Source organism: Kaistia geumhonensis (assembly GCF_030815145.1).
Taxonomy (GTDB): domain Bacteria; phylum Pseudomonadota; class Alphaproteobacteria; order Rhizobiales; family Kaistiaceae; genus Kaistia; species Kaistia geumhonensis.
Window position 1 is genome coordinate 2,925,974 of sequence record NZ_JAUSWJ010000001.1, and the last position, 23,301, is coordinate 2,949,274.

Sequence of the window (23,301 nt, forward strand, 5' to 3'; positions counted from 1 at the left end):
GTTTTGCCTTGACAGCGGCGCCTCCCGGCCTATAAAGCGACCGATCCGGCGCGGTCTCCCGATCCCGCGCCGTTTTCATTCGCAAACCTGACTGAAGAAGCTCGCCCTCAGAGGCGCGGCTGAACAACTGGAAAGAACAATGTTCGCAGTCATCAAGACGGGTGGCAAGCAGTACCGCGTTGCCCCCAACGAGAAGCTCAAGGTCGAGCTGCTGGCCGGTGAGGCTGGCGATTCGGTTTCCTTCGACGAAGTGCTGCTCGTCGGCGACGACGCCGGCGTGAAGGTCGGCGCCCCGACGGTGGCCGGCGCGCGCGTCCAGGCCGAGATCGTCGAGCAGATCCGCACCCGCACGATCCTCGTCTTCAAGAAGCGCCGGCGTCAGAATTCGAAGCGCAGCCGCGGTCACCGTCAGTCGCTGACGGTCGTGAAGATCACCGGGATCGAGGCCGCCTGACCGGACATTGCGTCCGAAGGCAGAGATTCATCGGCTCCGCGGCCCTCTTGGGTCCATGAGCCGTCGCCCGGAACGGGCGATCGAAGAGAGACTGGAGTAGATCATGGCACACAAGAAGGCAGGCGGTTCGTCGCGCAACGGCCGTGACTCGGCCGGCCGTCGTCTGGGCGTGAAGAAGTTCGGTGGCGAGTCTGTCGTCGCCGGCAACATCATTCTGCGCCAGCGTGGTACGCAGTGGCATCCCGGTACGGGTGTCGGCCTCGGCAAGGATCACACGATCTTCGCCGTTGCGGATGGGAAGGTTGAGTTCCGCCGCAAAGCCAATGGCCGCACCTACGTATCCGTCGCCCCGGCGGCGATGGAGGCTGCAGAATAACCGGCCATTCCCATGGAACGCCGGTGTCGCATCGACCCGGTGGACCGTGACGGTCAAGGAACGAGGGGAGATGGGGCACCATCTCCCCTTTTTCTTTGCCTGATCGGGAGGCACCTATGCTTGAAGCGGACGAGACGAGCGAAGACGAGAGGCCGGTTCATGTCACCGGCCGGCTGGCATTGCGGCTGCCGCGGCAGCGCGATGCGGCGGCGCTGGCGATCGCCGTGGGCAACCCCCGTGTCGCGATGAGCCTTTTCGACGTGCCCTATCCCTATGCCCATGCCGACGCGGAAGGCTGGATCGAGCGGGCGCGGGTGCCGAGCCGGTCGCCCGGCACGACGCTGGTGGCGTTCCGTCACTGCGATGCGGCGCTGGTCGGCGCGGGATTCCATCGGCCGAGCGATGCCTGGCCGGATGGTTTCGAGCTCTCGTTCTGGGTTGCCGAGCCGTTCTGGGGCCGCGGCTTCGGCACCGAGATCGCGCATGCCGTCATCGACGACGCCTTCGAGCGCGGCGGGGCGGAGCGGCTGTGGTGCGCGATCCGCGTCACCTCCGGCCCGGCGCGGCGGGTGGCCGAGAAGTGCGGCTTCCAGTTCCGCGACACGGGCCTCGTGCGCTCGCTTGCGACCCGAGGCACCGTTCCGGTCGAGCGCTTCGTGCTGGAGCGGCGGGTCTGGACCAGCCTCAAGGCCTGGGGCCGCGAGGCGTCCCGTCTCGGACGCGGCCCTGAAAGCGCAGGCGTGGAAGGACAGACGAGCGATGCTGCCTGACGGCCAGATGCAGACGGCGCGGCTGACGCTGCGGACCGTCGAGGATCGCGACGCCGCGGCGCTCGTCGCGGGGCTCGGCGATATCGAGGTCGCGCGATGGCTGTCGCGCGTCCCCTTTCCCTACACGCTGGCCGAGGCGCGGCGCTTCATCGTCTGGGAGCGCAGCGTCCGGCACGAAGGCGAGGAGCGCGTCGTCGCGATCGAGCATGACGGCGATCTCGCCGGCATCGTCTCGCTGCGCGGCCGGAGCGCAGAGCCGGTGCTCGGCTACTGGCTGGCGCGGCGCCACTGGGGGCGGGGGCTGATGACCGAGGCGGTCGGCCCGATCCTCGATCTCGCCTTCGCCGATCCGCTGGTCAGTGGCGTGCGTTCCGGCGTCTTCGAGGGCAACGAGCGGTCGCTGGCGATCCAGAAGCGCTACGGTTTCGTCGTTTCCGGCCGCTCGCATGTGCATAACCTTGCGCTCGGCCGCGATCTTGCGCATATCGACACCCATCTGACGCGCGCGCGTCACAAAGAGCAAAAGCGATGAAATTCCTCGACGAGGCCAAGGTCTATATCCGCTCGGGCGACGGCGGAGCGGGCTGCGTCTCGTTCCGGCGCGAGAAGTTCATCGAGTTCGGCGGCCCCGACGGCGGCGATGGCGGCCGCGGCGGCGATGTCTGGGCGGAATGCGTCGAGGGGCTGAACACGCTCATCGACTACCGCTACCAGCAGCACTTCAAGGCCAAGACCGGCATGCACGGCATGGGCCGCAACATGGCCGGCGGCAAGGGCGCCGATGTCACGCTGAAAGTGCCCGTCGGCACGCAGATCCTCGACGAGGACGGCGAGACCATGATCGCCGACCTGACGCGGGTCGGCGAGCGCATCCTGCTCGCCAAGGGCGGCAATGGCGGCTTCGGCAACGCCCATTTCAAGACCTCGACCAACCAGGCGCCGCGCCGCGCCAATCCCGGCCTCGAGGGGCTCGAGCGCTGGATCTGGCTGCGGCTGAAGCTCATCGCCGATGCCGGCCTCGTCGGCCTCCCCAATGCCGGCAAGTCGACCTTCCTTGCGACCGTGACCGCCGCGCGGCCCAAGATCGCCGACTATCCCTTCACCACGCTGCATCCCGGCCTCGGCGTCGTGCGCAGCGACGGACGCGAATTCGTGCTCGCCGATATCCCGGGCCTGATCGAGGGCGCGCATGAGGGCGTCGGTCTCGGCGACCGCTTCCTCGGCCATGTCGAGCGCTGCCGCGTGCTGCTGCATCTCGTGGACGGCACGCAGGACGATCCCGCCGAGGCCTATCGCATCGTGCGCGGCGAGCTCGACGCCTATGGCGCCGGCCTCCCCGAGAAGCGCGAGATCGTCGCCCTTTCCAAGGCCGACGCGATCCCCGCCGAGGAACTCGAGGACAAGCGCAAGGCGCTGCAGCGCGCCTGCGGTCAGGTACCGCTCGTCTTGTCCGCGGCCACCAGGCAGGGCGTCGACAGCGCGCTGCGGGCGCTCGGCCGCGTCATCGACGAGGGACGCATCGCCGATCCGAACGACGTGCCGTCGCCGCGCCCCGACAGCTGGCATCCCTGACCGGCGACATTCTCCCGAAGACCATCCGATGAAGGCGTCGCCGTCATGACCGCCACGATCCGTGAGCCCGAAATGCCCCTTACCGCCGCGCTGTCAGGCGCGGACGGGCAGTCGAAGCTGCGGCCTGAGAATTTCCGCCGCATCGTCATCAAGATCGGCTCCGCGCTGCTCGTCGACCGGGCCAAGGGGGCGCTGCGCCAGGAATGGCTCGCCGCCTTCGTCGACGACGTCGCGGCGCTCGCCTCGGGCGGCCGCGAGGTGCTGATCGTCTCGTCCGGCGCCATTGCGCTCGGCCGCGGCGTGCTCGGTCTTCCCGCGGGCGTGCTCAAGCTCGAGGAGAGCCAGGCCGCGGCGGCGGTCGGCCAGATCGCGCTCGCCCGCGCCTATTCCGAGATGCTGGGCGGTCACGGCATCACGGCCGGCCAGATCCTCCTGACCCTCGGCGATACCGAGGAACGGCGCCGCTATCTCAACGCCCGCTCGACGATCACCACGCTGCTGCGCATGGGCGCCATCCCGGTCATCAACGAGAACGATACCGTGGCGACCAGCGAGATCCGCTATGGCGACAACGACCGCCTCGCGGCGCGCGTCGCCTCGATGATGGGCGCCGATCTGCTGGTGCTGCTCTCCGACATCGACGGGCTCTATACGGCGCCGCCGCATACGGACCCGTCCGCGCGGCTGATCCCTGTCGTCGAGCGGATCACGCCCGAGATCGAGGCGATGGCGGGCGGCGCGGCGTCGGAATATTCGCGCGGCGGCATGCGTACCAAGGTCGAGGCCGGCAAGATCGCGACGGTCGCCGGCTGCACCATGGTCATCACGCTCGGCAAGCCTCAGAACCCGCTGCGCCGGATCAGCGAGGGCGCCCCCGCGACCTGGTTCCTCGCCGAGGCCAATCCGGTGACGGCGCGCAAGAAGTGGATTTCCGGTCATCTCGAGCCGCGCGGCACGCTGGCCATCGACGACGGCGCCGTGCGGGCGCTCCGGGCCGGCAAGAGCCTTCTCCCGGCCGGCGTCCGGCGGGTCGAGGGCCGCTTCCAGCGCGGCGATACGATCGTGATCCTCGGCCCGGCGGGCGAGGAGATCGGCCGCGGCCTCGTCGCCTATGACGCGGCCGATGCCGAGCGGATCGCGGGCCGCAATTCGAGCGCGATCGAGGCGATCCTCGGCTATGCCGGCAGGACCGCCATGGTGCATCGCGACGACATGGTCCTTCGGGGCGAATAGGAAGACGGCAGGAGCCGATGATGAGCGTGACGGCGATCGACAGGAACATGTCCGGCGGCGAACGGGCCGACGACGTTCCGGCGGTGATGAACGATCTCGGACGGCGCGCCCGCGCCGCCGCGCGTCGCCTCGCCCTCGCCCCGCCGGAGCAGAAGAACGCCGCGCTCCGCGCCATGGCCGCCGCGCTCCGTGCCGATGCGTCGTCGATCCTAGAAGTCAACGCGCTCGACGTCGCCGATGTGAAGGCGTCAGGAGCGCTGCCCTCCTTCGTCGACCGCCTGACGCTCGATCAAAAGCGCATCGAGGCGATGGCGGCGGGCATCGAGGAGATCGCGGCGCTGCCCGATCCCGTCGGCGTCGTCACCGCGCGCTGGGAGCGCCCGAACGGCCTCTGGCTGGAGCGTGTCTCGACGCCGCTCGGCGTCATCGGCATCATCTATGAGAGCCGGCCGAACGTCACCGCCGATGCCGGCGCGCTGTCGCTCAAGGCCGGCAACGCCTCGATCCTGCGCGGCGGCTCCGATTCCTTCCGCTCTTCGCGGGCGATCCATGCCGCACTGCAGCGCGGGTTGGCCGAGGCGGGCCTGCCGGCCGACGCCATCCAGATGGTGCCGACCGCCGACCGCGCCGCCGTCGGCGCCATGCTGTCCGGCCTTGCGGGCGCCATCGACGTCATCGTGCCGCGCGGCGGCAAGAGCCTGGTCGCCCGCGTCCAGGAGGAGGCGCGTGTCCCGGTCTTCGCCCATCTCGAAGGGATCGTGCACATCTATGTGCATGAGAAGGCCGAGCTTTCGATGGCCATCCCGCTGATCGTCAACGCCAAGATGCGGCGGACCGGCGTCTGCGGCGCGGCCGAGACGCTGCTCATCGACCGTGCCGTCGCCGCCGCCTATCTGCCGGCGATCGCCGAGGCGCTCGTGGCGGCGGGCTGCACGATCCGCGCCGATGCCGAGGCCCGCGCGCTGCTGCCGGAAGCCGAGCCCGCGTCGGAAGCCGACTGGTCGACGGAATATCTCGACAGCATCATTTCGGTCCGCGTCGTCGGCGGGATCGACGAGGCGATCGACCATATCGAGCGCTATGGCTCGCACCATACCGACTGCATACTGACCGATGACGAGGCGGCCGCGGCGCGTTTCCTCGCCGAGGTGGATTCGGCGATCGTCATGCACAACGCCTCGACGCAGTTCGCCGATGGCGGCGAGTTCGGCTTCGGCGGCGAGATCGGCATCGCCACCGGCCGCATGCATGCCCGTGGTCCGGTCGGCACGGAGCAACTCACGTCGTTCAAATATCGCGTGCACGGCCGCGGGCAGATGCGGCCGTGACCGAGGCTGACGCCGCCGAAAGGCTGCCGGCCTCGGCGCTCCGCCTGCCGTTCGCGATGCGTGGCCAGCGCATCGGCCTGTTCGGAGGGTCCTTCGATCCGCCGCACCGGGGCCATCTGATGCTGAGCCGGATGGCGCTGACGCGCCTCGGGCTCGACGCCGTCTGGTGGCTGGTGACGCCGGGCAACCCTTTGAAGGGCCACCAGCCCGGCGCACTGGCGCGCCGGATCGCGGCCGCGAAGGCGATGGCGCGTGATCCGCGCATCGTGGTGACGGCGGTCGAGGCCGCGCTCCACACGCGCTACACCGCCGACACGCTCTCGCTTCTGTCGGCGCGGCTCCCTGGCGTCGACCTCGTCTGGCTGATGGGCGCGGACAATCTCGTGCAGTTCGACCGCTGGCGCGACTGGCGGCGCATCGCCGCGACCATGCCCTTCGCCGTCTATGACCGGCCGGGCAGCACGCTGCGGGCGATCGCCTCGCCGGCGGCGCGGACGCTCGCGCGCTACCGGCTGGACGAACGCGACGCCGCCCTGTTGCCGGGAACGACACCCCCGGCCTGGGTGTTTCTGCACGGGCCCCTGGTATCGCTTTCCTCGACCGCGCTCCGCGCCGGCGGAACGACGAAGTCTTGAAAGCGTCACCGGCTCGTGCCTATCTTGAGTGCATGCGGCTTGCTGAGCCGCGGGGAGCGAGACCGTATCAGCCCATGATCGGGGCAGGCGCGCCTGATGGCGAAAGGACCAACCACTGACGACGGCAATCCAAACCGAGGCCGCGACTGATCGCATGCCTCAAAAGACGGCGGTTCGCCGGCAGATTGCGGCGGACGACGTTCTCAAAGCCATCCTCGAGAGCCTCGACGACTCGAAGGCCGAGGACATCGTATCGATCGACATCGCGGGCAAATCGGCACTGGCGGACTACATGGTCGTCGCCACGGGCCGGTCGCAGCGTCATGTCGGCGCCATCGCGGATCATCTCGACCGCGACATCGTGGCGGCCGGCGGTCGTGTCGGCAGCATCGAGGGCATGCCCCATTGCGATTGGGTGCTGATCGATGCCGGCGACGTGATCGTCCATGTCTTCCGCCCCGAGGTCCGCAGCTTCTACAATCTCGAGAAGATGTGGTCCGCCGAGTCGGCTGAAAGCGGCCGTCCCGCGCTGAAGGCGCCCAAGGCCGTGAGCGAGGCGCCGGAGGCCTGAGCCTCCGGAAACCGATGCAGATCACGATCGCCGCCGTGGGCCGGCTGAAGGCCGGTCCCGAGCGCGAGCTTTTCGACCGCTATATCGAGCGCGCCGGGCAGACCGGCCGCGCTCTTGGCCTGAGCGTGCGTCTGCGCGAGCTCGGCGAGAGCCGGGCGCAGCGCGCGGACGAGCGCATGGCGCAGGAAGCGGCGGCGCTCCTTGAGCTCGTGCCCGACGGGGCACGGTTGCTCGCTCTCGATGAGCGCGGCGAAACGATGACCAGCGACGCTTTCGCCGGCTGGCTCGGCCGCGAGCGCGACGGCGGCCAGCGCGAGATCGTCCTCGCCATCGGCGGCGCCGACGGACATGGCGCCGCGGTGCGCAGCCGGGCCGACCGGCTGCTGGCCTTCGGGGCGATGACCTGGCCGCACCAGCTGGTCCGCATTCTCCTCGCCGAGCAGGTCTATCGCGCGACGACCATTCTCTCGGGCCACCCCTATCATCGCGCCTGACGCCGGCGCCTTTCCCGGTTGCCCGGGCGGCGTCCAGCTTCGGCCGCAATTGGCGCGCAGCATGCATGATGTGTCCGGCGGCGCGGGTGTCGCCGTTTCCGGTGTCCGCTTCCGGGCCCTTCCTTGATCCGAACGCTGCCGCTTCCGCTCCACATCCTGCTCGTCGCCGTCTTGACGGTCGCCGGTCTCGCCGGTGGTCCCGCGCTGCTGCGTGCCCAGACGGAGGCGCCGGACGGGGCCGCGGCTGCGGAACCGGCCGCCACGACGCCGCCGACGGAGCAGGACGAGCGCAGCAAGCGCCGCGCCGAACTCGACGCCATCACACACGACATCCAAGTCACCCGCGAACGGCAGGATGCGCTGAAGGCGGAGATCGACAAGCTCGACAAGGACAGCGCCTCGCTGGCGCAGAGCATGGTCGAGACTGGCGAGCGGGCGGCCCAGCTCGAGAGGCAGCTCGACGAGGCCGAGGCGCGGATGGGCGGCCTGCTGGACGAGGAAAGCGGCGTGCGCGCCTCGCTGGCCACTCGGCGCAGCGTGCTCGCCAATGTGCTGGCGGCGCTGCAGCGCATGGGGCGCAAGCCACCGCCGGCGATCGTCGTTCGACCGGAGGACGCGCTAGCCGCCGTGCGCAGCGCCATGCTGCTCGGCGCCGTCGTTCCCGAACTGCGCACCGAGGCGGCGGCGCTCTCGAGCGACCTCCAGCATCTCCTGGCGCTCAAGGAGGAGAAGGCGCGCGAGCGCGATCGCGTCCGGGCCGATGCCACGGCGCTCGCCGAGGAGCGGACGCGCATCGAACTGCTGGCTGCCGAGAAGAAGAAGGCGCGTGCGGACTCCGAGCAGCTGCTTTCCGAGGAACAGAAGCGCGCCGAGGCGCTGGCGGCGCAGGCGTCAAGCCTGCAGGACCTGATCGACACGCTCGAGAAGCAGGTCGTCGCGTCGGCTGACGCCGCGGCTGCGGCCAAGGCTGCCGAGGCGAAGAACCAGGCGGCAGTGGAATCGGGGTCGGCCCCACGCCGGCCCGACAATCTCGGCGCCGCCAACCGCATCGAGCCGGCCGTCGCCTTCGCCGATACGCGCGGCCTGCTGCCGCGTCCGGTGAACGGCGCCGAGGTCAAGGGCTTCGGCGAGGATGACGGGCTCGGCGGGACCACGGCGGGCATCCAGATCGCGACGCGCGGCGGCGCCGGCGTTTCCTCGCCCAGCGATGGCTGGGTGGTCTATGCCGGCCCGTTCCGCTCCTACGGGCAACTCTTGATCATCAATGCCGGGGGCGGATATCATGTCCTCTTGGCAGGCATGGAGCGGATCAACGTCGAACTGGGGCAATTCGTTCTCGCGGGCGAGCCTGTCGGCGTGATGGGCAACCGCCAGCTCGCGAGCGTCGGCGCCGAGGGGACTGGCGTCCAGCAGCCCCTGCTCTATGTCGAATTCAGAAAAGACGGAACTTCGATCGACCCGGCCCCATGGTGGGCGCGGTCCAGCGACGAAAAGGTTGGCGGATGATTCGCAATGCTTCCCTGCTCCTGGCCGGTACGATCATCGGCGCAACGGCGGCCCTCACGGTCTCTCAGGTCCCCAGCCTGGTCCCCGGCGTGGCTTATGCCGCCGCATCCGATACGTATCGACAGCTCAATCTGTTCGGCGACGTGTTCGAGCGCATCCGCGCCGACTATGTCGAGAAGCCGGATGATTCCGCGCTGATCGAGGCGGCCGTCAACGGCATGCTGACCTCGCTCGATCCGCATTCGAGCTACATGAACCCCAAAGACTTCAAGGACATGCAGGTCCAGACCCGCGGCGAGTTCGGCGGGCTCGGGATCGAGGTGACCATGGAGGACGGGGTGGTCAAGGTCGTGTCGCCGATCGACGATACGCCGGCGGCCAAGGCGGGCATCCAGGCGGGCGATCTCATCATCGCCATCGACGGCGAGCCGGTGCAGAATCTGACACTCAACCAGGCGGTCGAGAAGATGCGCGGCGCCGTCAACACGCCGATCACGCTCCAGATCGAGCGCAAGGGCACGGCCAAGCCGTTCGACGTCAAGGTCGTCCGCGACGTGATCCGCATCCAGTCGGTGAAGTCGCGCGCCGAGGGCGATATCGGCTATATCCGCATCTCGAGCTTCAACGAGCAGACGTTCGACGGGCTCAAGAACGCGATCGCCAAGCTCGACAAGGACATCGGCGAGGACAAGATCAAGGGCTACATTCTCGATCTCCGCAACAATCCCGGCGGTCTGCTCGATCAGGCTGTGGCGGTCGGCGACGCCTTCCTTGACCAGGGCGAGATCGTCGCGACGCGCGGTCGGCATTCCGACCAGAACGCCCGCTACGACGCGCGGGACGGCGACCTGACCGACAAGAAGCCGGTGATCGTGCTCATCAATGGCGGCTCGGCCTCGGCGTCCGAGATCGTCGCCGGGGCCCTGCAGGACCAGAAGCGCGCGACGATCCTCGGCACGCGCTCGTTCGGCAAGGGCTCGGTGCAGACGATCATTCCGCTTGGCTCGAACGGCGCCATCCGCCTGACGACGGCGCGCTACTACACGCCGGCCGGCCGCTCGATTCAGGCGAAGGGCATCGATCCGGATATCGAGGTCGTGCAGGACCTGCCGCCGGAGCTGAAGGACCAGGTGACCTCGACCCAGGGCGAAGCCTCGCTGAAGGGCCATCTCACCAACGAGTCGGGCGGCGACGAGGGCAAGGGTTCGCAGGCCTATGTGCCGCCGGATCCGAAGGACGACAAGCAGCTGCAGCAGGCGATCGGCCTGCTCGACGGCAAGATCGCCAATGCCGCGTTCCCGCCGAACCCGAAGGCTGCGGTGCCGAACTGAGACCATTGCAGGACGGCGCCCGCGGGCGTCGTTCTCCCATCCGCCGCTGCCGAGCCTCTCCGTGAAAGACGACTACAGCGCCCCTCTCGGGCTCGACCGGCCCGGACCGCCGCGGCGGGGGATGCCGATCTGGCCGTTCCTGTTCGGCCCGAGCGTGCTCCTCGTCGTTGCGCTGGGCCTGTGGGCGGTGCTCTCGCCTGATCCCGGCGGTGGCCGGCCTTCCGTCGTCGTCGATCTGCCGCCCGCCCCGCCGCCGGTGGCCCCGGTCGACGCGACACCGCCGCCTGCCGAGCAGCCGCCGGACGATCCGGACGGCCAGATCATCATCCGCGATCCCTGACGACCACGCGTCGCGCGGCTGTCAGCCTCATGCCCTAGCCTCGCGCCGGCGAAGGAGACTGTCATGTCCAAGAAGAAGCCGGTCGATCCGGCAACGCTGCCATACCGCCCCTGCGTCGGCACCGTGGTGTTCAACCGCGCCGGGCTCGTCTTCATCGGCGAACGGGCGCCGAATGCCGAGCTTGTTCCGGGCGATCCGGTCTGGCAGCTGCCGCAAGGCGGCATCGACGAGGGTGAGGCGCCGCTGCCGGCGGCGCTTCGCGAACTCTACGAGGAGACCAGCATCCGGTCGGTGACGCTGATGCAGGAGGCAGAAGGCTGGTTCGACTACGACCTTCCAGCCGACCTGGTCGGCATCGCGCTCAAGGGCAAGTATCGCGGCCAGCGTCAGAAGTGGTTCGCCTTCCGCTTCGAGGGCGACGAGAGCGAGATCGATGTGCTGGCGCCGGGCGGCGGCAAGCACGAGGCGGAGTTCATCTCCTGGCGCTGGGAGCGGCTGGAGGCCCTGCCTGCGCTCATCGTGCCGTTCAAGCGCAAGGTCTACGAGCAGGTCGTCCGCGCCTTCAGCCATCTCGCGGGCTGATCGACGCGCGGGAAGGCCGGGGTAAGGCCCGGCCTGGCAACGCCGGGCCGTCGCTCAAACCCTTCCGGCGCTCCGGCTCAAAAACAAAAAGGCCGCCCGAAGGCGGCCTTTTCCATTCTGTGTCGAGGATCCGTCAGTGGCCGAGCGCGGCCGCGACGTCCTTGAGCTGCGCCAGCTTCGTGGCCGCGGCCGTGCGCGAGGCGTCGTCGCGCGCGTCGGCGAGATCCTCTTCGGCATTGCGGATCTGCTGGGCGATCGTGGCGGCGTCCAGGCTGTCGACCGGCACCGCCTGCTCGGCGAGGATGGTCAGCCCGTTCTCGCTCACATCGGCGAAGCCGCCGCGCACGAAATAGCGCTGCGGCGCGCCCGAGGTCGGGGTCACGGTGACCACGCCCGGCTTGATCGTCGACATGAAGGGCGCATGGTTCTTGAGGACGGTGAACTCGCCCTCGGCGCCGGGCACGACCACCTGGGCCACCTGCTCCGAAAGGAGCAGGCGCTCGGGCGAGACGAGCTCGAAGTTGAAGGATTCAGCCATGTTCGGCGTGCTCCAGCGTCGTCAGCAGGGAATCAGGCGGCAGCCGCGAGCTTCTTGGCCTTGGCGACGGCTTCCTCGATCGTGCCGACCATGTAGAAGGCGGCTTCCGGCAGATGGTCGTAGTCGCCGTTGCAGAGGCCCTTGAAGCCCTTGATCGTGTCCTCGATGCGGACCTGAACGCCCGGCGAGCCGGTGAAGGCCTCGGCGACGTCGAACGGCTGCGAGAGGAAGCGCTCGATCTTGCGGGCGCGGGCGACGGTGAGCTTGTCCTCTTCCGAGAGCTCGTCCATGCCGAGGATCGCGATGATGTCCTGGAGCGCCTTGTAGCGCTGCAGGATCTGCTGCACGCGACGGGCGACCGTGTAGTGCTCCTCGCCGACAACGGTCGGTGTCAGCATGCGCGAGGTCGAGTCGAGCGGGTCCACGGCCGGATAGATGCCCTTCTCGGAGATGGCGCGCGACAGAACGGTCGTGGCGTCGAGATGGGCGAAGGAGGTGGCCGGCGCCGGGTCGGTCAGGTCGTCGGCCGGCACGTAGATGGCCTGCACGGAGGTGATCGAACCCTTGTGGGTGGTGGTGATGCGCTCCTGCAGCTGGCCCATGTCGGTGGCCAGCGTCGGCTGGTAGCCCACCGCGGAGGGGATGCGGCCGAGCAGAGCCGACACTTCCGAGCCCGCCTGGGTGAAGCGGAAGATGTTGTCGACGAAGAACAGCACGTCCTGGCCCTGGTCGCGGAAATGCTCGGCGACGGTGAGGCCGGTCAGCGCGACGCGGGCACGGGCGCCCGGCGGCTCGTTCATCTGGCCGAACACCAGCGCGCACTTGGACTTGACGGTCGAGTCCTTGTCATGCGGATCGGCGTTCACCTTGGAATCGATGAACTCGTGATAGAGGTCGTTGCCCTCGCGGGTGCGCTCGCCGACGCCGGCGAACACCGAATAGCCGCCATGGGTCTTCGCGACGTTGTTGATCAGCTCCTGGATGAGCACGGTCTTGCCCACGCCGGCGCCGCCGAACAGGCCGATCTTGCCGCCCTTGGCGTAGGGAGCGAGCAGGTCCACGACCTTGATGCCGGTGACGAGGATCTGCGCCTCGGTCGACTGCTCGGAATAGGAGGGAGCCGGAGCGTGGATCGGACGCAGGCCCTCGGCCTCGATCGGCCCGGCCTCGTCGATCGGCGCGCCGATGACGTTCATGATGCGGCCGAGCGTGCCGACGCCGACCGGAACCTCGATCGGCAGGCCCGTGTCGCGCACTTCCTGGCCGCGCACCAGGCCTTCCGACACGTCCATCGCGATGCAGCGGACGGTGGATTCGCCGAGATGCTGGGCGACCTCGAGCACGAGGCGGTTGCCGTTGTTGCTGGTCTCGAGAGCGTTCAGGATGGCCGGCAGGTGACCCTCGAACTGAACGTCGACGACGGCGCCGATGACCTGGGTGATGCGGCCCGAATGACCGGTCTGCTGGTTGGTGTTCGCCATGATGTCTTGCCTTCCCAATATCCGGTCAGAGCGCCTCGGCGCCCGAAATGATCTCGATGAGTTCCTTGGTGATCATCGCCTGGCGGGTGCGGTTGTAGCGCAGCGTGTACTTCTTGATCATCTCGCCGGCGTTGCGCGTCGCGTTGTCCATCGCGGACATCTTGGCGCCCATCTCGGAAGCGACGTTCTCGAGAAGTGCCGAGAGGACCTGCACCGAGACGTTGCGCGGCAGCAGCTCGTCGAGGATCGCGGCCTCGTCCGGCTCGTATTCGTAGATCACCGAAGGCGCGTCGGCGGCGCGGGCCGGAACCTCGGCCGGGATGATCTGCTGCGCGGTCGGGATCTGCTGGATGACCGAGCGGAACTTCGCATAGAACAGCGTCGCGACGTCGAAGCCGCCATCGGCGAACAGCGCCAGCACCTTGCGGCCGATCGCGTCGGCTTCGGTGAAGCCGATCTGGCGGACCGAGCGCAGCTCGATCAGCTCGATGATGTCCGAGGCGAACTGGCGGCGGAGAAGGTCGTAGCCCTTCTTGCCGACGCACAGGATCTTGACCGTCTTGCCCTCGCGCTTCAGCGCCAGCGCATGGTCGCGCGCCAGGCGGGCGATCGAGGAGTTGAAGGCGCCGCAGAGGCCGCGTTCGGCCGTGCAGACGATCATGAGATGGGTCTGGTCGGCGCCCGTGCCGGCGAGCAGCCGCGGCCCGTCAGCCTGGCCGGCGACGCCGGCGGCGACATTGGCGAGCACGGTGTTCATGCGCTCCGCATAGGGACGCGCCGCCTCGGCGGCAGCCTGGGCGCGGCGAAGCTTCGCCGCGGCGACCATCTGCATCGCCTTGGTGATCTTCTGCGTCGCCTTAACGGAGGCGATGCGGTTGCGTAGGTCCTTGAGGCTCGGCATGAGCGTCCCTGTCGAGCGGAATGAGGGCCGGCCTGCTTATCGCGGGCCGGCCCGACCGTGGGTTCAGGCGAAGGTCTTCGCGAAGGCGTCGATGACGCTCTTCAGCTTGCCGCGGGTCTCGTCGTTGAGCTCGCGCTTGTCGCGGATCGTCTCGAGCAGCGCCTTGTGCTCGGTGCGCAGCAGCGCCAGCAGGCCCTGCTCGAAGGCGCTCACCTGGCTGACCTGCAGCTTGTCGAGATAGCCGTTCACGCCGGCGAAGATCACCGCCACCTGCTCCTCGACGCGGAGCGGCGAGAACTGCGGCTGCTTCAGGAGCTCGGTGAGGCGGGCGCCGCGGTTCAGGAGGCGCTGCGTCGTGGCGTCAAGGTCGGAGCCGAACTGCGCGAAGGCAGCCATCTCGCGATACTGCGACAGCTCGCCCTTGATCGGGCCGGCGACCTGCTTCATCGCCTTGATCTGGGCCGACGAGCCGACGCGCGACACCGAGATGCCGACATTCACCGCCGGGCGGATGCCCTGGTAGAACAGGTCGGTCTCGAGGAAGATCTGGCCGTCAGTGATCGAGATCACGTTGGTCGGGATGTAGGCCGACACGTCGTTGGCCTGCGTCTCGATGATCGGCAGGGCGGTCAGCGAACCATTGCCGTTGTCGTCATTGAGCTTCGCCGCGCGCTCGAGCAGGCGGGAATGCAGGTAGAACACGTCGCCCGGATAGGCTTCGCGGCCCGGCGGGCGGCGGAGCAGCAGCGACATCTGGCGGTAGGCGACGGCCTGCTTGGAGAGATCGTCATAGACGATCAGGGCATGCATGCCGTTGTCGCGGAAATACTCGCCCATGGCGCAGCCGGCGAAGGGCGCCAGATACTGCATCGGAGCCGGGTCGGAGGCGGTCGCGGCGACGACGATCGAATATTCGAGCGCGCCGCGCTCCTCGAGCACCTTCACGAACTGCGCGACGGTCGAGCGCTTCTGGCCGATGGCGACATAGACGCAATAGAGCTTCTTCGACTCGTCGCCGGTGTCGTTCACCGACTTCTGGTTCAGGATCGTATCGAGCGCCACGGCGGTCTTGCCGGTCTGGCGGTCGCCGATGATGAGCTCGCGCTGGCCGCGACCGACGGGGATCAGGGCGTCGATCGCCTTGAGGCCGGTCTGCATCGGCTCGTGCACGGACTTGCGCGGGATGATGCCCGGCGCCTTGACGTCGACGCGGCGGCGCTCGGTCGCCTCGATCGGGCCCTTGCCGTCGATCGGGTTGCCGAGGGCGTCGACGACGCGGCCGAGCAGGCCCTTGCCGACCGGCACGTCCACGATGGCGCCGGTGCGCTTCACCGTCTCGCCTTCGGAGATGTCGCGGTCGGAGCCGAAGATCACGACGCCGACATTGTCGGTCTCGAGGTTCAGCGCCATGCCGCGCGTGCCGCCCGGGAACTCGACCATCTCGCCGGCCTGGACATTGTCGAGGCCGTAGATGCGGGCGATGCCGTCACCGACCGACAGGACCTGTCCGACTTCGGAAACCTGAGCCTCGGAGCCAAAATTCTTGATCTGCTCCTTGAGGATTGCGGAGATTTCAGCGGCGCGGATGTCCATCAGCCGACCTCTTTCATGGCGATCTTGAGTGAATTGAGTTTGGTGCGCAGCGAGGTATCGACCATCCGGCTGCCGACCTTGACGACGAGGCCGCCGATCAGGGACGGGTCGACCTTGGACGACAGGGTGACATCCTTGCCGAGCTTCGCCTTGAGCGCGTCCTTGAGGGCGGCTTCGGCGGATGCGCTGAGCGGCTCGGCGCTGGTCACCTCGGCGGCCGTCTCGCCGCGATGCGCGGCGGCGAGGCGGCGGAAGTCGGCGATCATGGCGGGCACGGCGAACAGGCGACGATTGCCGGCCGCGACCTTGATGAAGTTGGCGACGAGGCCGCCGATGCCGGCCGCCTGCAGGACGGCGGTCACAGCCCGCACCTGGTCGTCGGCGGCGAAGACGGGGCTCCGCACGAGGCGGGTAAGGTCTTCGCTTTCGGCGAGCAGGGCGGTGAAACGGGAAAGGTCGGCCTCGACGGCGTCGAGCTGGCCGCTGCCCTGCGCAAGCTCGAAAAGGGCCGTGGCGTAGCGCCCGGACACCCCTGAGACGATGCTTTTCTCTTCCGCCACCTGATCCTCGCTTAAAGCCGCCACCACCGGGCCTTCGCCCCGCTCCGGTCGCATTACCGCAACGCACTGAACGGATTGGATTTTGTCGAGACGACTGGAAGCCGTCGAGAAAGGCCCGCCCGAAAGCCGCGCTGTCGTTAGCACAGCATCGGCACCATCGCAACTCGCGAGGCGGCGCGAAACCCTGCCGGAGGCGGCGCGGAGGAGCGGTTTGCCGGATGGCGCGAGGTGATACTGCGGCGGCGTGCAATGGGACGCAAAGGTGACACCATCTCTGCCGTGTGGTAATACCGAGCGACCATCCCGGGGGACGACATGAACGGCACCATCGCGATCAAGATCGATGAAACGCTCAGGGCACGGCTCAAGGGCGCGGCGGCTCTTGTGGGGCGGACGCCGCACTGGCTCGCGCGTCAGGGCGTCATCGCGGCGATCGAGCGCGCCGAGCGCGGCGAACGCTTCGACGATGCCGATGGCGATGCGGCGCCGGCGTCCGTCGGGGAGGGTCCCTTTCTCGGCTTCGTCCGCGATCTCGCGCCGCAGAGCGCGCTGCGCGCCCGCATCACGGCGGCGACGCGCATGCCGGAGACAGAATGCGTTCCGCTGCTGATCGCCGGCGCGAGCCTCGCCCCGGATCAGGCGGAGCGGGCGCGATCTCGTGCGCGGTCGCTCGTCGAGGCGCTTCGGGGCAAGGAGCCGGCGGGACGCGTCGACGGTCTGGTGCGCGAATATGCGCTGTCCACGCAGGAGGGCGTCGCGCTGATGTGCCTTGCCGAGGCGCTGCTGCGCATTCCCGACCGGCCGACCCGCGAGGCGCTGATCCGCGACAAGATCGCGGCTGGCGACTGGCGCGCCCATATCGGCCACAGCCCGTCGCTCTTCGTGAATGCCGCCACCTGGGGCCTCGTCGTCACCGGCACGCTGAGCACCACCAACAGCGAGCGCGGCCTTTCCTCCGCGCTGACGCGGCTGATCGGCAAGGGCGGAGAGCCCTTGATCCGCAAGGGTGTCGAGATCGCGATGCGGCTGCTCGGCGAGCAGTTCGTGACCGGCCAGACGATCGGCGAGGCGCTGGCCAATGCCCGGCGGATGGAGGCGAAGGGCTTCCGCTATTCCTACGACATGCTCGGCGAGGCGGCGATGACCGCCGAGGACGCGGCGCGCTATCTTGCCGACTACGAGCAGGCGATCCATGCCATCGGCAAGGCGGCGGCCGGGCGCGGCATCTATGACGGGCCGGGGATCTCGGTGAAGCTCTCCGCGCTTCATCCCCGTTATTCACGGGCCCAGCGCGCCCGCGTCATGGCCGAGCTGCTGCCGCGACTGAAGCATCTGGCACTGCTAGCCCGCCGCTACGACATCGGGCTCAACATCGACGCGGAGGAAGCCGACCGGCTCGAAATCTCGCTCGACCTTCTCGAGGCGCTCGCCTTCGACGACGAGCTCTCAGGCTGGAACGGCATCGGCTTCGTGATCCAGGCCTATGGCAAGCGCTGTCCCCTCGTCATCGACTATCTGGTCGACCTCGCGCGGCGCAGCCGGCGGCGGTTGATGGTGCGGCTGGTCAAGGGCGCGTACTGGGACAGCGAGATCAAGCGCGCCCAGGAAGCGGGGCTCGAGGATTTTCCCGTCTTCACGCGCAAGATCCACACCGATGTCAGCTATCTCGCCTGCGCGCGGAAGCTGCTGGCGGCGCCCGATGCGATCTTCCCGCAATTCGCGACCCACAATGCGCAGACGCTCTCCGCTGTCATGGAGATGGCGGGGCCGAACTATTATGCGGGCCAGTACGAGTTCCAGTGCCTGCACGGCATGGGAGAGCCGCTCTACGAGGAGGTGGTCGGCGAGGAGAAGCTCGGCCGGCCCTGCCGCATCTATGCCCCCGTCGGCACGCATGACACGCTGCTCGCCTATCTGGTGCGCCGCCTGCTCGAGAACGGCGCCAACACCTCCTTCGTCAACCGGATCGCCGATCCCGCGGTGCCGGTCGAGACGCTGATCGCCGATCCGGTCGCCGAGGCCCTGGCGCTCGATCCGGTCGGCTCGCCGCATCAGCGGATCGCGCATCCGCGCCATCTCTATGGCGTGGGGCGGCTCAATTCGGCCGGGCTCGACCTTGCGAGCGAGCAGCGGCTCTCGGCGCTCGCCGTGTCGCTGGTCGCGAGCGGTGCCGCGCCATGGCGGGCCGAGCCCATGGTCGCCGGCCGCTCCTTCACCGGCGAAGCGGCCGAGATCGTCAACCCGGCCGACCGGCGCGACCGCGTCGGCAGCGTGGTCGTCGCCAGCGCGGAGGCCGTCGATGCCGCCTTCGCCGAAGCGGTCGCGATCGCGCCGATCTGGGGCGCGACGCCGCCGGACGAGCGCGCCGCGGCGCTGGAGCGGGCGGCCGATGCTCTGGAGACTAGGCTTCCCGTGCTGGTCGGGCTCGTCGTCCGCGAGGCGGGACGCACGATCGCCAATGCCGTTTCCGAGGTGCGCGAGGCGGTGGATTTCCTGCGCTACTACGCCTCCGAGGCGCGCGCCCGCTTCGCCGCCGACACGCATCGCCCGCTCGGTCCGGTCGTCGCGATCAGCCCGTGGAATTTCCCGCTCGCCATTTTCACCGGCCAGGTCGCGGCCGCGCTCGCCGCCGGCAATCCGGTGCTCGCGAAGCCGGCCGAGGAGACGCCGCTCGTCGCCGCTGAAGCCGTGCGCATCCTGCGCGAGGCCGGGGTGCCCGAATCCGCCGTCCAGCTTCTTCCCGGCGCCGGCGATGTCGGCGCGGCGCTCGTCGCCGATCCGCGTGTCCGCGGCGTGGTCTTCACCGGCTCGACCGAGGTCGCGCGGCATATCAACCGCGCGCTTGCCGGCCGGCTGAGCCCGGAAGGCCGTACGATCCCGCTCATCGCCGAGACCGGCGGCGTCAATGCGATGATCGTCGATTCCTCGGCGCTCGCCGAGCAGGTGACCGCGGATGCCATCGCCTCGGCCTTCGACAGCGCCGGGCAGCGCTGCTCGGCGCTCCGCCTCATCTGCATCCAGGAGGATGTCGCCGAGCGGACGCTCGCCATGCTGCGCGGCGCGATGAAGGAGCTCGCCATCGGCGATCCGGCGCTGCTCGCAACCGATGTCGGCCCGGTCATCACCATGGAGGCCGCGGAGCGGCTCGAAGCCCATGTCGAGGCGATGCGCGCGCGCGGCTTCGCCGTCCATCGCCTCGAAACGCCGGAGGCGGCGCGTCATGGCAGCTTCGTCGCGCCGACGCTCATCGAGATCGGCGCCGTCGAGGACCTGCCGGGCGAGGTGTTCGGCCCGGTCCTGCATGTGCTCCGCTACCGCCGCGACGCACTCGACATGGTGGTGGATGCGATCAACGCCACCGGCTACGGCCTCACTTTCGGCCTGCACACCCGCATCGACGAGACGATCGCCTCCGTCACGGCGCGGATCGATGCCGGCAATGTCTATGTGAACCGCAACATCGTCGGCGCCGTGGTCGGCGTGCAACCCTTCGGCGGCAACGGCCTTTCCGGCACCGGCCCCAAGGCCGGCGGCCCGCTCTATCTCGGCCGGCTTGTGCAGCCCCTGCCCGGCGTCGGCGGCGCCGGGATCGCGGCCGGTGCGCCCGATCCGGCGGCCACCGATTTCGCGCGGTTCCTCGCCGGGGCAGGCGAGGAGGAGGCGGCGCGCCGCGTCGAGGCGGCCGCGGCGCGGATCGCCATCGGCGGCGAGGCGGTGCTCGCCGGTCCGGTCGGGCAGCGCGACAGCTACCGGCTGAGGCCGCGCGGCCGCGTTCTCGTCGAGGCGCAGACGCCGTTCGGTCGCGCGGTGGCGATCGGCGTGGCGCTCGCCGCGGGCAACCGTGTCGTGCTGGCCCGCACTCCGGACAGCGATGAATTCGTCCGGTCGCTGCCGCCGCCGCTCGCCCGCAGGATCGATCTCGCCACGGCGGAGGACGACGACCGGATCGATGTCGTTCTGCATGAGGGCGACGCCGACCGTCTCGAAGTGCTGTCGGCGCGGATCGCCGCCCGCGAGGGGCCGATCGCCGCCGTCCATTCCGTGTCTTCGGAAGGCCTCGCCGGCGGCCGGGAGGCCTTCTATGCCGACGGGCTCGTCGAGGAGGTGGCGGTCAGCGTCAACACCGCGGCGGCCGGCGGCAACGCCAGCCTGATGTCGATCGGGTAGGCGCCCGCTCACCCTGGCGAGGGCGGTTGCGCCGACCGCCCGGCTCGCGCCCTTCATGAAGCCTCGACGGCGGCTGGAAACACCCTATCATTCCGCCTTCGGGGTGGCAGGACGGGTTGGGAGCCCGCCGCAGAGTTCGGTGGCAATGTACATTACAGGAGCAGACACCATCGCGGGTGGCCTGGCCGGGACTGCGTCGGGCGCTCCGGAGTTCCTCGCGCTCTGCCGGATGGCACGGTGCCGCTTCGATGTCGCGGCCGTTTCGGTCTGCTGCGCCGACGGGCAGAGGGGCGCCATCGATGTCGCGAGCGAGAGCGGGCTCGACGGGTGGCGGTTCGGAGCGACGCTCGAGGGCCGGCCGGATGCGTCCGGCTCGCCGATCGTCTGCGAGGATGTCTCCGCCGATCCGGATCTGGCGCGATGGGCGGCTACCGTCGGACGGCCGGACTTGCGCTTCTTCGCCAGCTTTCCGTTCGGAGCCGGAGGCGAGGGGCGGCTCGCCCTTTTCGACGCGACGCCGCGCGGCCTTGCCGAGAGCGAGCGCGAAGAGCTCGCCGGCATCGCGGCGCTCGCCGGCACGATGCTGGCCCTCTCCCGCCGCGCCGAGGCCGCCGAGACGCGCGAGGCGCTGTACCGCCTCCTCACCGAAGCCTCGACCGACACGATCGTCCGCGGCACGCTGGACGGCATCCGGGTCTATGTGTCGCCCTCGATCAAGGAACTGCTCGGCTACGAGCCGGAGGAGGTGATCGGGCGGCGGGCAATCGAGCTGGTTCATCCCGATGATATCGAGCCGTTCGCGGCGATGATGCGGCAGGTGCGCGAGGGCACGATCAGCCGGGGGCGCAGCGAGATGCGGCAGCGTCACAAGGACGGCTCCTGGGTCTGGATGGAGGCTCATCTGCGCGTGACCTGCGATCCGGTCACCGGCCAGCCCGACGGCTATGTGACGTCGGTGCGGGGCGTGGGAGACCGGAAGGCGATCGAGGCGGAGCTCGCGCGGCGCGCCGATCACGACGATCTGACGGGCCTTCCGAACCGCAAGCTCTTCCGCGAGCGCCTGCTCCAGGCCGTCGACGACCTCGAACGCGGCGGGCCGCCCTTCGCGCTGCTCTGGATGGACCTCGACCACTTCAAGTGGGTCAATGACCGATACGGCCACCCGGCCGGCGATGCCGTGCTCGTCGAGGCCGCGGCCCGCTTCCGCAGCGTGGTCCGCGAGGACGACATCGTCGCGCGGGTGGGCGGTGACGAGTTCGTGGCGATCCGCCGCCTCGGCCATGCTCCCGACGAGGCGGAGGAACTCGGAAGCCGGCTCATTGCGGCGATGGCGCCGCCGTTCCGGTTCGGGACGAACGAGGTCACGGTCGGGCTTTCCGTCGGCGTCGCGCTCGCATGCCGTGCCGGAAGCGATGCCGACGCCATCCTCGCGGAGGCGGATGCGGCGCTCTACCGGGCGAAATCGGCGGGCCGAAACCGTCTGTGCGGGCCCGGATAGGGCGCGGTTCTAGTCCAGCGCGGCGCGGAGCGCGGCGGCGGCGGCGATCGGGCCGGCGACGCTGCTCGCGAGCGTCAGCGCCGCGAGGATCATCAGCGGCGTCGCGGCGCCCTGTCCCCCCTCGGCCGCGCCGACGGCGCTGACGCCGAAGATGAGCACCGGGATCGTGAAGGGCAGGACGAGCACGGCGACTATCAGGCCGCCGCGCCGCATCGCGGTGATGAGCGCGGCGCCGATGGCGCCGATGAAGGTGAGCGCCGGCGTGCCGATCAGGAGCGTCAGCGTCACGAGGGCGATCGCCTCGCCGCCGGCCCCGAGCATGAGCCCGAACAGCGGTGCGCCGATGACGAGCGGCAGCCCCGTCGCCAGCCAGTGTCCAGCGGCCTTGGCGAGCACGATCAGCTCCAGCGGCTGGCCCGAGAGCAGCATCTGGTCGAGGCTGCCGTCGTCGCGATCGTCCTGGAACAGGCGGTCGAGGCCGAGCAGCGTCGCCAGCAGCGCCGCGATCCACAGCATCGCCGGACCGATGCGGGCGAGAAGCGGCAGGTCGGGACCGACGCCGAACGGAACCACGGCGACGACCGAAAGGAAGAAGACGAGGCCGGTGAAGGCGCCGCCGCCGGCGCCGAGCGAGAGCCGCGCCGTGCGTCCGGCGAGGGCGAGGAGAAATGCCATTCAGGAGGCTCCGATCGCGAGCGCGCGCGCGGCGACGGGCAGCGGGCGATGGGTCGCCACGAGCGCCAGTCCGCCCGAGGCGATGTGATCGGCGAGCAGCGCGCCGAAGGTCGCCTCGGCCGCCGCGTCGAGCGCGGCGGTCGGCTCGTCGAGCAGCCAGAGGGGCCGCCGCACCAGCAGGAGCCGCGCGAAGGCGACGCGCCGGCGTTGGCCGGCCGAGAGATAGGCGGCCGGGAGGTCCTCGAGATGGTCGAGGCCGACCGCCTCCAGCGCCTCGATCACCGGAAGGCCCGGAGCGCCTGCGACTTTTGACCACAGAGCGAGATTGTCGGCCGTCGAGAGCGTCGGCTTCAGCGCGTCGAGATGGCCGAAATAATGCGTCGCCTCGACGAGCGGCACGTCTTTGTCAGTCCAGCCGACGCGGCCCGCCTCGCGCGGCACAAGGCCGGCCACGGCACGCAGAAGCGTCGATTTGCCGGCCCCGTTGCGGCCGGTGACCGCCAGCGCCTCGCCGGGCGCGAGCGTGAAGCCGATGCCCTCCAGCACGGGGCGGCCCCCCCGCTTCACCACCAGGCCGCTTACCTCGAGACGCGCCACGCATACCCCCGGCCGAAGCGGCTGCGACCGTCCCGCCGCGGTTTCGAGAACCGTTCCAGCCACGGCGAGTTCGCTCGTTATGGCTTCTCCTTACGAAAT

At 69.4% G+C, this 23,301-nt stretch carries 22 protein-coding genes and 1 pseudogene; 16 read left to right on the plus strand and 7 right to left on the minus strand.

Going from position 1 to position 23,301, the window contains the following annotated elements; genetic code table 11:
* Window positions 1-139 precede the first annotated feature (139 nt).
* The 14 genes and pseudogenes from rplU to QO015_RS13930 all read left to right on the plus strand — a co-directional run.
* Window positions 140-442 (plus strand): annotated as a pseudogene (rplU, locus tag QO015_RS13865) (50S ribosomal protein L21); the annotation flags it as partial.
* 115 nt (window positions 443-557) lie between these two features.
* Window positions 558-830 (plus strand): 50S ribosomal protein L27, encoded by a 273-nt coding sequence (gene rpmA, locus QO015_RS13870; protein ID WP_266278682.1) that lies wholly within the window; start codon window positions 558-560, stop codon window positions 828-830.
* A gap of 116 nt (window positions 831-946) precedes the next feature.
* On the plus strand, window positions 947-1,600 hold the full coding sequence (locus QO015_RS13875) for a GNAT family N-acetyltransferase (protein ID WP_266278681.1): 654 nt from the start codon (window positions 947-949) through the stop codon (window positions 1,598-1,600).
* Window positions 1,590-2,132, plus strand: coding sequence for a GNAT family N-acetyltransferase (locus QO015_RS13880; RefSeq protein ID WP_266278680.1), 543 nt, complete (start codon window positions 1,590-1,592; stop codon window positions 2,130-2,132). Before QO015_RS13875 ends, QO015_RS13880 begins: the two co-directional genes overlap by 11 nt.
* Complete coding sequence (gene obgE / locus QO015_RS13885) at window positions 2,129-3,172, plus strand: GTPase ObgE (RefSeq protein ID WP_266278679.1); 1,044 nt, start codon at window positions 2,129-2,131, stop codon at window positions 3,170-3,172. The genes QO015_RS13880 and obgE overlap by 4 nt, the downstream gene beginning before the upstream one ends.
* A 72-nt stretch (window positions 3,173-3,244) precedes the next feature.
* Window positions 3,245-4,405 carry a glutamate 5-kinase gene (gene proB / locus QO015_RS13890; protein WP_266282342.1) on the plus strand — a complete coding sequence of 387 codons (1,161 nt, stop codon included), beginning with the start codon at window positions 3,245-3,247 and terminating at the stop codon, window positions 4,403-4,405.
* A gap of 47 nt (window positions 4,406-4,452) precedes the next feature.
* Window positions 4,453-5,733: a glutamate-5-semialdehyde dehydrogenase gene (locus QO015_RS13895; protein ID WP_370877463.1), complete on the plus strand. Its 1,281-nt coding sequence runs from the start codon at window positions 4,453-4,455 to the stop codon at window positions 5,731-5,733.
* A 56-nt stretch (window positions 5,734-5,789) separates the two neighbouring features.
* Complete coding sequence (locus QO015_RS13900) at window positions 5,790-6,368, plus strand: nicotinate-nucleotide adenylyltransferase (protein WP_266282340.1); 579 nt, start codon at window positions 5,790-5,792, stop codon at window positions 6,366-6,368.
* A 154-nt stretch (window positions 6,369-6,522) separates the two neighbouring features.
* Window positions 6,523-6,939, plus strand: a complete 417-nt coding sequence (gene rsfS, locus QO015_RS13905) for a ribosome silencing factor (protein ID WP_266278678.1) — start codon at window positions 6,523-6,525, stop codon at window positions 6,937-6,939.
* Between the two features lie 14 nt (window positions 6,940-6,953).
* Window positions 6,954-7,433 carry a 23S rRNA (pseudouridine(1915)-N(3))-methyltransferase RlmH gene (gene rlmH, locus QO015_RS13910; protein ID WP_266278677.1) on the plus strand — a complete coding sequence of 160 codons (480 nt, stop codon included), beginning with the start codon at window positions 6,954-6,956 and terminating at the stop codon, window positions 7,431-7,433.
* A 123-nt stretch (window positions 7,434-7,556) separates the two neighbouring features.
* Window positions 7,557-8,939 carry a murein hydrolase activator EnvC family protein gene (locus QO015_RS13915; protein ID WP_266278676.1) on the plus strand — a complete coding sequence of 461 codons (1,383 nt, stop codon included), beginning with the start codon at window positions 7,557-7,559 and terminating at the stop codon, window positions 8,937-8,939.
* Window positions 8,936-10,270 (plus strand): S41 family peptidase, encoded by a 1,335-nt coding sequence (locus QO015_RS13920; protein ID WP_266278675.1) that lies wholly within the window; start codon window positions 8,936-8,938, stop codon window positions 10,268-10,270. The genes QO015_RS13915 and QO015_RS13920 overlap by 4 nt, the downstream gene beginning before the upstream one ends.
* Window positions 10,271-10,331: 61 nt before the next feature.
* A complete protein-coding gene (locus QO015_RS13925) occupies window positions 10,332-10,610 on the plus strand; it encodes a hypothetical protein (protein WP_266278674.1) in 279 nt (92 codons plus the stop codon).
* 63 nt (window positions 10,611-10,673) lie between these two features.
* Entirely contained in the window at window positions 10,674-11,192 is a 519-nt protein-coding gene (locus QO015_RS13930; protein ID WP_266278673.1) for an RNA pyrophosphohydrolase, read from the plus strand.
* A gap of 133 nt (window positions 11,193-11,325) precedes the next feature.
* Here the strand turns inward: QO015_RS13930 and QO015_RS13935 are convergent, their stop codons facing one another.
* The 5 genes from QO015_RS13935 to QO015_RS13955 form a co-directional block, all read right to left on the minus strand.
* The gene (locus tag QO015_RS13935; protein ID WP_266278672.1) at window positions 11,326-11,730 is read right to left on the minus strand and encodes a F0F1 ATP synthase subunit epsilon; all 405 of its coding nucleotides are present in this window, start codon (window positions 11,728-11,730) and stop codon (window positions 11,326-11,328) included.
* A gap of 32 nt (window positions 11,731-11,762) precedes the next feature.
* Window positions 11,763-13,211, minus strand: a complete 1,449-nt coding sequence (atpD, locus tag QO015_RS13940) for a F0F1 ATP synthase subunit beta (RefSeq protein ID WP_266278671.1) — start codon at window positions 13,209-13,211, stop codon at window positions 11,763-11,765.
* 25 nt (window positions 13,212-13,236) lie between these two features.
* Window positions 13,237-14,112: a F0F1 ATP synthase subunit gamma gene (locus tag QO015_RS13945; protein WP_266278670.1), complete on the minus strand. Its 876-nt coding sequence runs from the start codon at window positions 14,110-14,112 to the stop codon at window positions 13,237-13,239.
* Between the two features lie 63 nt (window positions 14,113-14,175).
* The gene (atpA, locus tag QO015_RS13950; protein ID WP_266278669.1) at window positions 14,176-15,705 is read right to left on the minus strand and encodes a F0F1 ATP synthase subunit alpha; all 1,530 of its coding nucleotides are present in this window, start codon (window positions 15,703-15,705) and stop codon (window positions 14,176-14,178) included.
* Window positions 15,705-16,265: a F0F1 ATP synthase subunit delta gene (locus QO015_RS13955; protein ID WP_266278668.1), complete on the minus strand. Its 561-nt coding sequence runs from the start codon at window positions 16,263-16,265 to the stop codon at window positions 15,705-15,707. Before QO015_RS13955 ends, atpA begins: the two co-directional genes overlap by 1 nt.
* Window positions 16,266-16,580: 315 nt before the next feature.
* Here QO015_RS13955 and putA point away from each other — a divergent pair, with 315 nt between their 5' ends.
* Together putA and QO015_RS13965 are read left to right on the plus strand one after the other, a co-directional pair.
* Window positions 16,581-20,432 carry a trifunctional transcriptional regulator/proline dehydrogenase/L-glutamate gamma-semialdehyde dehydrogenase gene (gene putA / locus QO015_RS13960; protein ID WP_266278667.1) on the plus strand — a complete coding sequence of 1,284 codons (3,852 nt, stop codon included), beginning with the start codon at window positions 16,581-16,583 and terminating at the stop codon, window positions 20,430-20,432.
* Between the two features lie 145 nt (window positions 20,433-20,577).
* On the plus strand, window positions 20,578-21,930 hold the full coding sequence (locus QO015_RS13965) for a diguanylate cyclase domain-containing protein (protein ID WP_266278666.1): 1,353 nt from the start codon (window positions 20,578-20,580) through the stop codon (window positions 21,928-21,930).
* A gap of 9 nt (window positions 21,931-21,939) precedes the next feature.
* Here the strand turns inward: QO015_RS13965 and ccmB are convergent, their stop codons facing one another.
* Window positions 21,940-22,605: a heme exporter protein CcmB gene (gene ccmB / locus QO015_RS13970; RefSeq protein ID WP_266278665.1), complete on the minus strand. Its 666-nt coding sequence runs from the start codon at window positions 22,603-22,605 to the stop codon at window positions 21,940-21,942.
* Window positions 22,606-23,202, minus strand: a complete 597-nt coding sequence (ccmA, locus tag QO015_RS13975; protein ID WP_266278664.1) for a heme ABC exporter ATP-binding protein CcmA — start codon at window positions 23,200-23,202, stop codon at window positions 22,606-22,608.
* Between the last annotated feature and the right edge of the window lie 99 nt (window positions 23,203-23,301).